The organism is Streptomyces populi (assembly GCF_002911015.1).
GTDB classification, from domain to species: domain Bacteria; phylum Actinomycetota; class Actinomycetes; order Streptomycetales; family Streptomycetaceae; genus Streptomyces; species Streptomyces populi.
The window spans coordinates 1-10,457 of sequence record NZ_KZ627025.1 but is presented as its reverse complement, the minus strand read 5'-3'; the positions used below and the strand labels follow the sequence as shown (position 1 = coordinate 10,457).

The window sequence follows — 10,457 nt, the reverse complement described above, 5'->3', positions numbered from 1 at the left end:
GGCCGCGGCCGCCCGCCGCACCGGCCGGGCCACACCCGAACTCCGCGCGGAACTGGGCTCGATCGGCCGGTGCACGGAGCACTCGGTGGCCCTGACGGGCGGCGGCCACCGGGGCGCGCTGTGGGCGCTCGGGCTGCTGGTCGCCGCGGCGGCCCTGGACCCAGGGGCCCACGGACCCGAGGTCACCGCGACGGCCAAGCGGATCGCGGCGCACGCCGACCGGCGGGCACCGCGGCGGCCCTCCCGCGGCTCGTCCGTGTCGGCGAAGTACGGCGCGGCCGGCGCGCGCGGTGAGGCGCGGGCCGGATTCCCGCACGTGCGCAGGGCGTTGGACGCGCTCGCGGCCGCCCGTTCGGCCGGAGTGCCCGAACCCTGCGCCCGTCTCGACGCCCTCCTCACCATCATGTCCACGCTCCAGGACACCGAGTTGCTCTACACGGGCGGACCCCATGGCCTTCGCCATGTCCAGGCCGGCGCCCGGGGGGTGCTCGAAGCGGGAGGCACGTCCACGCGGGCGGGGCGATCGGGCCTGGCCGCCCTCGACGACGACCTCCACGCGCGCGGGTGGAGCCCCGGCGGCAGCGGCGCCCTGCTCGCGGGCGCGCTGTTCGTGGACGCGCTGCCGGTCACGCCGGTCTGACGGACCGCCACCGGAGCGGAAGCCGCGTCCGCGAACGGCCACCTCCGGGCACGCCCGGAACCCTCGGGCACGCCCGGAACTCCTGGGCACGCCCAGAACCCCGGGGCACGCCCGTGCGCGGGCACGCGCCGCCCGGACACACCGATGGCCGGGCGCCCCGGAGGACACCCGGCCATCGGTCCCGCTCAGCCCTCGCGGGCGCCGCGTCAGCCCTTGAGGGACGCCATCCAGGCCTCGACCTCGTCCGAACGGCGCGGCAGGCCGGCCGACAGGTTCCGGTTGCCGTCCTCGGTGACGAGGATGTCGTCCTCGATGCGGACGCCGATGCCGCGGTACTCCTCCGGCACGGTCAGGTCGTCCGCCTGGAAGTACAGACCCGGCTCGACGGTCAGGCACATGCCCGGCTCCAGCGTGCCCTCGACGTACGTCTCGGTGCGCGCGGCGGCGCAGTCGTGGACGTCCATGCCGAGCATGTGACCGGTGCCGTGCAGGGTCCAGCGGCGCTGGAGGCCCAGCTCCAGGACGCGCTCGACCGGGCCCTCGACGAGCCCCCACTCGACGAGCCGCTCGGTCAGCACACGCTGCGCGGCGTCGTGGAAGTCGCGGTACTTGGCGCCCGGCCGGACGGCCGCGATGCCGGCCTCCTGGGCGTCGTACACGGCGTCGTAGATCTTCTTCTGGATCTCCGAGTAGGTGCCGTTGACCGGGAGCGTGCGCGTGACGTCGGCGGTGTAGAGGGTGTGGGTCTCCACGCCCGCGTCCAGCAGCAGCAGGTCGCCGGAGCGGACCGGGCCGTCGTTGCGCACCCAGTGCAGCGTGCAGGCGTGCGGGCCCGACGCGCAGATCGAGCCGTAGCCGATGTCGTTGCCCTCGACCCGCGCGCGCAGGAAGAAGGTGCCCTCGATGAAGCGCTCGCTGGTGGCCTCGGCCTTGTCCAGGACCTTCACCACGTCCTCGAAGCCGCGCACGGTGGAGTCGACGGCCTTCTGCAGCTCGCCGGCCTCGAACTCGTCCTTGACGAGCCGTGCCTCGGACAGGAAGACGCGCAGTTCCTCGTCGCGCTCCAGGGTGACCTTGTCGGTCAGCGCGGCCTCGATCGCGGCGTCGTACCCGCGCACGACCCGGACGGGACCGGTGGCCTCCTTCAGCGCGCCGGGAAGTTCGCGGACGTCCGAGGCGGGGATGCCGTAGAGCTGCTCGGCCTCGGCCAGGGAGTGGCGGCGGCCGACCCACAGCTCGCCCTGCCCGGACAGCCAGAACTCGCCGTTCTCGCGGTTGGAGCGCGGCAGCAGGTAGATCGTCGCCCTGTGACCGTCGGCGACGGGCTCCAGCACGAGGACGCCGTCCTCGGTGAGGTTGCCGGTGAGGTAGGCGTACTCGACCGAGGCGCGGAAGGGGTACTCCGTGTCGTTCGAGCGGGTCTTCAGGTTGCCCGCCGGGATCACCAGGCGCTCGCCCGGGAAGCGCGCGGACAGCGCGGCGCGGCGGGCCGCGGTGTACTCGGCCTGTGCGATGGGCGTGAGGCCCCGCAGCTCGGTGTCGGCCCAGCCCGACTTCATGCTGGCGGCCAGCTCGTCGGACACGCCCGGGTACAGGCCGTTCTTGCGCTGCTTGATGGGCTCTTCCTCGCCCGCTTCGTCAGCGGCTTCGTCGAGCACGGCTTCCGGGGTCTCCGGGGTGAGCGCCTCCGACACGGTCTGCCTCCTTCATACGACTTTGGACCTCCCCATCGTACGGTCGTACTGAAGGGGGCCCAGGGCCGGAAGGCCTATTACATCGGGTGAGGGCCCTCTCACTCGAAACGGGCCGCCAGGAGGACGACGTCCTCCTCGCTGTCCGCCTCGTCGAGACCGTCCGGCAGCACCCCGCGCAGCACGTGGTCGGCGATCGCGCCCGGGTCGTCGCGCAGCGCCCTCGGCACGCTCGCCGCCGCCGCGTGCAGCCGGGCGAAGGCGCGGTCCATCGGATCGCCGGTGCGGTGCAGCAGACCGTCGGTGTAGAGCAGCACGGTCTCGCCGGGGCCGGCGGTCAGTTCGACGCTCGGCGCCTCCCAGCAGGCGAGCATGCCGAGCGGCGCGGACAGGGAGGTCTCCACGAACTCGGTGCGCCGCGGGCCGATCACCAGGGGCGGGCTGTGGCCGGCACCGGCGAGCGTGAGCTTGCGCAGGGCGGGCTCGCAGTACGCGAAGAGGGCGGTGGCGGAGCGCGCGGGTTCGGTCAGCCGCAGCAGCAGTTCGAGGTCGGAGAGGACGGCGACCGGGTCCTCGCCCTCCATGACGGCGTAGGCGCGCAGGGAGGCGCGCAGCCGGCCCATGGCGGCGACCGCGCTGGGACCCGACCCGGTGACGGAGCCGACGGCGAGGCCGAGCGCGGCGTCGGGCAGCGCCAGCGCGTCGTACCAGTCGCCGCCGCCGCGCGGGCCGGTGCGGTGCCGGGCGGCGAGCTGGACGCCGGAGACCCGGGGCAGCCGTGGGGGAAGCAGCTCCTCGGACATCGTCGTCACGCACGCCCGCGCGCGTTCGAGCTCCACCAGCCGTGCCAGGTGCTCCGTGGCGTAGTGGAGGTAGAGGCCGACGAGGTGGCGCTGGCGTTCCACCGGCTCGGCGGGCTCGTCGTAGAGCCACACGGCGGCACCGAGCCGGCCCGCCGCCTCGGTCGACAGCGGCAGCGCGTAACTGGCGGCGTAGCCCAGGCGGGCGGCCACCTCGCGGTGGCGCGGGTCGAGCCCGTCCTCCGAGAGGAGGTCGGGCTGGGTGATCTCGCCCTCGCCGCCGGGCAGTCCGTCCAGGATCTTTCCGTACGACATGGAGCTGCGCGGCACCGTCTCGATGTGGCCGAGGTCCGCCCGGCCGAGGCCGAGGCCGATCGTGGTGTCGGGGCCGAGGCCGTCGCCGGGTTCCATGACGACCAGACCGCGCCGGGCGCCCACGAGGGCGGCTCCGGCGTGCAGCAGTTCCTGTAGCGCGTCGTCCAGGGCCGCGGTGCGCGCGAGACGCTCGGTCAGTTCGTGGAGCGTGGTGAGATCCGAGACCCAGCCCGCGAGGCGGTCCTGGAGGGCGGCCCCGGGACCGGCCGGTGAGGAGCCCGCGGGAGCGGACGTCGGCGCGACAGTGTGTGCGGGCGAAGGAACCGTTGAATCGATTCCGGCCACTTTCGGAAGGTGAGGGGCGTTCATGACGACCGGCTTTCCGACCGGCGCGTATTGCTCAATAGCATCGCAAACCCCCATGTCGTTCTGCGCCGCTAGCGGTGTCTCCACATGTACACGTACTCGTGAGGGGATGTCCAGCATTGTCCTGCCGGGATTCCTGGTGTCCATGAGACCGGTGGTAACCCTTGCGGGAAATTAAAATTGGCCTAAAACTGACTCGGGCAACGGCTTATTGAGGTCGACTGGCCTTGTTCGACGGAGCGTCACAGCGGTCGTGATGGGTACGTACTCGGTGAAGGCCAGGGGCGGTTGGGATCCGCCCGGAACCTGGCGACGGACCCGGGCGTCTTAACCACCGACGACCGTGCCCCATCCTCCCGTGGCGGAGGCGGCTAGGAAATCGCGGGACGTAAAACGCCAGGCGCCGCCACCCCACGCCATGCCCATGCTTTGGATATACGCGGTATGGGCGCGGACACAGCCACATGCTCGGCCCAGAGGGGTTCCCCTTGTCTCCGGCAGGGGTGTGATGCGCCAGCAGGTACGCACAGTGAAGTGATCGACACATGGTGTGATGTGATCCTCGGTGTTGCCAGGCGTGCAACGGAAAGGAACGAGCGCTCATGCGCGAGATCCTCGGAAGGCGACGCAGGCTCCTGTCCAGGCGGAACGACGGGAGGCCTGAGATGCTCAGCGCGGCCCTGACCTTCGCGGCCGAATGGCGGTGGCCCGTACTCCCGGGTGCGGCGGCCGACCCGCAGGGGCGTGCCGGCTGCGGGTGCCCCGACCCGGAGTGCACGGTGCCGGGCGCCCATCCCTTCGATCCCGGCCTCCTCGCGGCCACCACGGACGAGCGCATGGTGCGCTGGTGGTGGACCAACCGGCCCTCGGCCCCCGTCGTGCTGGCCACCGGGGGCGGCGCCCCGTGCGCGGTGAGCCTGCCCGCCCTCGCGGCGGCCCGCGCGCTCGACGCCCTCGACCGCACGGGCATGCGCCTCGGGCCGGTCGTCGCGTCCCCCTCCCGCTGGGCGATCCTCGTCGCCCCGTACTCCATGGAGCAGCTCGGCGAACTGCTCTACGCCAAGGACTTCGTCCCCGGCTCCCTGCGCTTCCACGGCGAGGGCGGCTACATCGCGCTGCCGCCGTCCGCGACGGGCCAGGGCCGGATCCGCTGGGAGCGCGCTCCGCTGCCCGGTTCGGCCGCCCCGTGGGTGCCCGACGTGGAGGCCGTGGTGGACGCCGTCGTCGAGGCGCTCACTCGTACGGGTGTGAGCGCGCCCGAGTTGTAGGGGCGTTCGGCGCGCGGCGGGGCGCGCGCCCGCCCGTGCTCGTTATCGTCCGACCGTGCAGCGTCGTTCCGGGGGGTCCGGGGCCTCGACGCCGCGGGGCGGCGGGCCGGACCCCCGAAGAGTCCGCCTTGTGGCGCCGGCCGGGGTCGTGGTGTTCGTGCTCGCCCTGCCGCTCGCCGTGGCCTCGGTCGGCCGGCCGGCGGACGACGGCTCCGCGGCCGTGCGCGGGAGGACCCGCCCGGACGACCGGCCGCGGACGCCCGGGTCCCGGAGCTCTCCACCGCGGCCCGGTCCCGGTCCCGGTCTCACCATGACCGCCCGGTGCGGTCCCGAGCTCTCATCGCCCGACGGCGTCGAGGCGCAGACCTGTGTCCTGACGCGGGACGGGGAGACCTGGGCGCGCACCTACTACCGCAACGCGACCGGCGACGCGCTGAGCTCGGCCCTGACCCTGATGGGTCCCGGCGGCCGCACGGTGCAGAGGGACTGCGCGGTGGGGGCGGAGGACGACCCGGGGGTGTGCGAGACACCCGGAGAACGTACGGCGGGGGATCCGGGGGCGTACTCGGCGGTCGCGGAATTCGCGAGGAGCGCCGGCTCCGACGGGCCGCTGCTGTTGCGCTCGGGAAGCAACTCGGTCCACCGGTAAGGCGATTGATATTGTTCGGTATTCCGAACATGGAAAGACCCGGTTGCTGGCGACGGGGGATGCACCAGCAACCGGGCTACTCGAACGGTAACAAGAGATCGGCTGTTCGCAAATTCGATCTCGGCTATTCGGACACGGATTTACCTGTCACAACGGGGAGTTGTGACAGGAGTCACCCGTTCCGGAGGCCTCGACGAGCTGACCGGTCGGTCAGTTCTCCGTTCTGTGGGCCTGCTGTGGGTCAGCTGAGGGTCACCTGGCGGTTGGTGAGCCCACCGCGCGCGCGGCGCTCGTCCGCCGTCAGCGGCGCGTCCGTGGCCAGAGCGGTGGCGAGGCGCTCGGCGAACTCGGCCGCCGGCTTCTCGACGTCGTCCGCCGTGACACCGCTCGGCAGGTCCCAGACCGGCACCGTGAGCCCGTGCGCGCGGAAGGAGCCGACCAGCCGGGTGCCCTCCCCGAGGCTCGAACGGCCCTCGGCGTGCAGCCGCGCGAGAGCGTCCAGAAGCTGCTCCTCCGCGTGCGGCATGACCCAGCGCAGGTGGTTCTTCTCGGGCGTCTCGCACCAGTAGGCGGCGTCGACCCCGGAGAGCTTCACCGTCGGAATGGCGGCGGCGTTGGCCCGCTCCAGCGAGGCGGTCACCTCGGCCGTCGCGTTCTCCGCGTCCGGGACCCAGAACTCGAAGCCGCTGTGCACAACTGGCTCGAAGGCGCCTTCGGGGTCGAGCAGGTCCTGGAGCCGCGGACCGCCGACCGGGGCGCGCCGGCCCTCGACCGGGGCACCGGGCGGCGCGACGAGCGCGCGCTGGAGGGTGTCGGCCAGGTCGCGGCTGATGTCGCCGGACGACGTGTCGTTCTGCAGGCCGAGCAGCACCGAGCCGTCCTCGCGGCGCAGCGCGGGCCACGCCATCGGCAGGACCGTGGCGAGGGTGACCGAGGGGACGCCCTCGGGCAGGCTCTCCTTGAGCTTCAGCTCGACCGTCGCGGCGGGCACCAGTTCGCGCAGCGCGACCCAGTCGCCCTCGCCGCGCAGGCCCTCGAACGGGCGGTGCACCAGCTCGGTCGCGGCGTGCGCGGCCGCCCGGCCGTGGCAGGCCTTGTAGCGGCGGCCGCTGCCGCAGGGGCAGGGCTCGCGGGCGCCGACGACCGGGATCTCGCCGTCCTTGAGCTGCGGCTTCTCGGCCTTCGTCTGGGGTCGCTTCTTGGCCATCGTGGCTGTCTCCCGATCACGGCTCGTCTCGTACTGGCGCGAGCCTAGCCGCTCGTACGGAGAGCGACGGGATCCTGTGGACAACGCACCGCGTCGTCCTGGAGTCCGGCGACCGGCCCGCGCCCCCACGGCGGCCGGGACGGGGCCCTCGGCCACGCCCCGGCCCGGCTCAGTCCAGGTCGTCGAAGGCGTCCACGAAGTCCAGGGCGGAGATTCCGGGCACCCTCGGTGACGCGACGCGCGTAGCGAAGTCGTCGTGCCGACGCGCCGTTTCCCTGTCGTCCCGGACGACCACCCACACGGTGACCTCACCGCGGAGGCCGTCCCGTACGCCCCAGTCCTCGGCCAGTGCCGTGATGATGTTCAGCCCGCGACCGCCCCGGGCGGTGACCGACGGTGTGGCGGGCACGGGGCGGGTCGGGCCGCCACCGTCCGTCACCTCGACCGTGAGCCGTCCCGCCGGGTCGACGCGCCAGGCCGCGCGCACGTCGCCGTCGCCCGCGAGGGCGCCTCCCAAGGGCCTGCCATGACGGCACGCGTTGCTGAGCAGTTCGGAAAGGATCAGCACGGCATCGTCGATGACCGTATCCGCCACTCCCCCCGAGCGCAGCTGACCGCGCATCCGGTGTCTTGCTTCCCCCACGCCCGCAGGGCCATGGGGTACGGCCATGCTCGACGACGTGGGCACCTCCTGTGCCACCACCAACGCCACCCCCGAAACCTCCTTCACCCCACGCCACGGTGTGAATGCCCCTTCGGACCAAGCCGGAAACCGGCCGATCGACGTCCGCCGACGCACTCGTGACGATCGAATGCGGAGCGAACGCGCCGGTGCACTCCCTGTGACCGGAGGCCGGTTGTCGACGGTTTCGGAGGGGGGATCGTGGTGTTCTCCGGCGGGCCGCCGGCTCCGGTCGGGGCCGGGTCAGCGGCCCAGCTGGCGCAGTACCGCGCGCGGGCGGTTGGTGATGATGGCGTCGACGCCCAGCTCGACGCAGAGATCGACGTCCTCCGGCTCGTTCACGGTCCACACGTGCACCTGGTGCCCGGCTCGCTTGAGCCGCTCGATGTATCCGGGGTTGCTGCGCACGATCCGCATCGAGGGGCCCGCGATCCGGACACCGGCGGGCAGCCGTCCGTCCCGCAGCCGGGGCGAGACGAACTGGAGCAGATAGACCGTCGGCAGGGTCGGGGACACGGCCCGGACACGGTGCAGCGAGCGCGCCGAGAAGCTCATGACGCGTACCGCGGACTCGTCGGCGGAGGCGGGGGAGTCCAGGCCGAAACGCTTCAGCAGATGGAGCAGCCGTTCCTCGACCTGGCCCGCCCAGCGGGTCGGGTGCTTGGTCTCTACGGCCAGCTCCACGCGGCGGCCGGCGTCGGCGACGAGTTCGAGCAGTTTCTCCAGGGTGAGGACGGAGGTGTCGGCCAGGCTCCCGGGGGCGTGCTCCCAGTCGGGCGACTCGTCGCGGTTCTTCCACGAGCCGAAGTCCAGCGCGGCGAGTTCGGCGAGCTCCAGGGCGGAGACGGCTCCGCGGCCGTTGGACGTCCGGTTCACGCGTCGGTCGTGGACGCAGACGAGATGGCCGTCGGCGGTCAGCCGCACATCGCACTCGAGGGCGTCCGCACCGTCCTCGATCGCTTTCTTGTACGCGGCCAGCGTGTGCTCGGGAGCCTCTTCGGAGGCTCCGCGGTGGGCGACGACCTGGATCGGGTGCTGTCGTGCGAGGGTCACCGCGTCATGGTGCCACCGTCGCGCGGCGGGTGTGAGGTGAGATATCTCCCATCTCATTCCTTTTGGTAATAAAAGTCCGTTATAAAGGATGACCTCGGACGCACAGCCACCGCTTATGGTGCCCTGACGCCCCGTGGGAAAAGCTGGCGGCGTACAAAAGCACATGCACAGCTGCATCGCGCCGGGCCATCGACAAGTGTGAGTGGGCGTGACCGAGTGCGACCGAGAACAACAGCCGTGGATCGAGGAGAAGAGCTGTGAGCACCGAGAACGAGGGCAACGCAGTACCCCCGGCCCCGTCCGCACCTCCTGTGCCGGTGGAAACTCCCGCTGATTCCGCGCAGGCCTCGCACGCGGGGGGCGCGCCGACCGCTCCGATCCCCGCGGTGCCCGGCGCACCGGAGCACGCCCCGGCGCCCGCGGGCATGCCGGCGTACGCGTCGAACGGAGCCGGGCAGGGGGCCGACCCCTACGGACAGGCGCCGACGCAGGGCTCCGCGCCCGAGGCGGGCTGGCCGCCTCCGCCGCCGCCCACCCCCTCGTACGCCGACGGCGGCGGCCCGGGGCACGGCGGCTGGGGTTCCTCCTACCAGCAGCCCGCGCCGAAGCCCAGGAACGGGCGCGGCGGCCTGGTCGCCGCGGTGCTGGTGGCCGCGCTGGTCGCCGGCGGTGTCGGCGGCGGCATCGGCTACTCGCTGGCCAAGAACGACGACGGCTCCGCCGACTCGACGACGGTCTCCGCCCCGAGCAGCAGCGGCGAGGTCAAGCGCGCCTCGGGCACGGTCGCGAACGTGGCGGCCACCGCGCTGCCGAGCACCGTCACCATCGAGGCCCAGAGCACCAACGGCGAGGGCGGCACCGGAACGGGCTTCGTCTTCGACAAGCAGGGCCACATCCTCACCAACAACCACGTGGTGGCGGACGCGGTCGACGGCGGCAAGCTCACCGCCACCTTCCCGAGCGGCAAGAAGTACGACGCCGAGGTGGTCGGCCACGCGCAGGGGTACGACGTCGCGGTCATCAAGCTCAAGAACGCGCCCTCCGACCTGAAGCCGCTCGCCCTCGGCGACTCCGACAAGGTGGCCGTCGGTGACTCCACCATCGCGATCGGCGCGCCCTTCGGCCTGTCCAACACGGTGACCACGGGCATCATCAGCGCGAAGAACCGTCCGGTCGCCTCCAGCGACGGCGGCACCGACAGCAAGTCCTCGTACATGAGCGCCCTCCAGACGGACGCCTCGATCAACCCGGGCAACTCCGGCGGGCCCCTGCTCGACGCCTCGGGCGCGGTGATCGGCATCAACTCGGCGATCCAGTCGTCGAGCAGCGGCGGTCTCGGCGGCTCCGGCCAGTCCGGTTCCATCGGCCTGGGCTTCGCCATCCCGGTCAACCAGGCCAAGTACGTGGCCCAGCAGCTGATCCGGACGGGCAAGCCGGTGTACGCGAAGATCGGGGCCTCGGTCTCCCTGAACGAGGACTCGGGCGGTGCGAAGATCACCGAGCAGGGCGCGAGCGGTGCCTCGGCGGTCGAGCCCGGCGGTCCCGCCGCCAAGGCCGGCCTCAAGCCCGGCGACGTCATCACCAAGCTCGACGGCATGACGGTCGACAGCGGGCCGACCCTCATCGGCGCGATCTGGACCCACAAGCCCGGCGACACCGTCAAGCTCACCTACACGCGCGACGGCAAGACCCACACGGTCGACGTCACCCTCGGCTCCCGCGAGGGCGACAGCTGACCCTGCGGGCGGGTACGCGGAAGGGGTGTCTCCCACGGGAGACACCCCTT

9 protein-coding genes are annotated in these 10,457 nt (G+C 72.4%); 4 read left to right on the top strand and 5 right to left on the bottom strand.

The annotated features are described in order from the left end of the window. Positions 1-640: triphosphoribosyl-dephospho-CoA synthase (locus CW362_RS41170; RefSeq protein WP_103554708.1), on the top strand; the 640-nt coding region annotated here is incomplete at its 5' end. A 206-nt stretch (positions 641-846) separates the two neighbouring features. Here CW362_RS41170 and CW362_RS41165 read toward each other — a convergent pair. Both CW362_RS41165 and CW362_RS41160 read right to left on the bottom strand, forming a co-directional pair. Continuing rightward, positions 847-2,334, bottom strand: coding sequence for an aminopeptidase P family protein (locus tag CW362_RS41165; protein ID WP_103554707.1), 1,488 nt, complete (start codon positions 2,332-2,334; stop codon positions 847-849). 98 nt (positions 2,335-2,432) lie between these two features. Beyond that, entirely contained in the window at positions 2,433-3,932 is a 1,500-nt protein-coding gene (locus CW362_RS41160) for a PP2C family protein-serine/threonine phosphatase (protein ID WP_103554706.1), read from the bottom strand. 482 nt (positions 3,933-4,414) lie between these two features. Between CW362_RS41160 and CW362_RS41155 the strand changes: the two genes are divergently transcribed. Further along, on the top strand, positions 4,415-5,080 hold the full coding sequence (locus CW362_RS41155) for a bifunctional DNA primase/polymerase (RefSeq protein ID WP_103554705.1): 666 nt from the start codon (positions 4,415-4,417) through the stop codon (positions 5,078-5,080). A gap of 130 nt (positions 5,081-5,210) precedes the next feature. Next, positions 5,211-5,729, top strand: coding sequence for a hypothetical protein (locus tag CW362_RS41150; protein ID WP_162684410.1), 519 nt, complete (start codon positions 5,211-5,213; stop codon positions 5,727-5,729). Between the two features lie 241 nt (positions 5,730-5,970). Here the strand turns inward: CW362_RS41150 and CW362_RS41145 are convergent, their stop codons facing one another. From CW362_RS41145 to CW362_RS41135, 3 genes are all read right to left on the bottom strand, one after another. Next, a complete protein-coding gene (locus CW362_RS41145; RefSeq protein WP_103554703.1) occupies positions 5,971-6,936 on the bottom strand; it encodes a DUF5926 family protein in 966 nt (321 codons plus the stop codon). 169 nt (positions 6,937-7,105) lie between these two features. Further along, a complete protein-coding gene (locus CW362_RS41140; protein WP_103554702.1) occupies positions 7,106-7,735 on the bottom strand; it encodes an ATP-binding protein in 630 nt (209 codons plus the stop codon). A 126-nt stretch (positions 7,736-7,861) separates the two neighbouring features. Further along, positions 7,862-8,671, bottom strand: a complete 810-nt coding sequence (locus CW362_RS41135) for a glycerophosphodiester phosphodiesterase (protein ID WP_103554701.1) — start codon at positions 8,669-8,671, stop codon at positions 7,862-7,864. A 257-nt stretch (positions 8,672-8,928) separates the two neighbouring features. Between CW362_RS41135 and CW362_RS41125 the strand changes: the two genes are divergently transcribed. Then, positions 8,929-10,407 carry a S1C family serine protease gene (locus tag CW362_RS41125; RefSeq protein WP_103554700.1) on the top strand — a complete coding sequence of 493 codons (1,479 nt, stop codon included), beginning with the start codon at positions 8,929-8,931 and terminating at the stop codon, positions 10,405-10,407. Positions 10,408-10,457 lie beyond the last annotated feature (50 nt).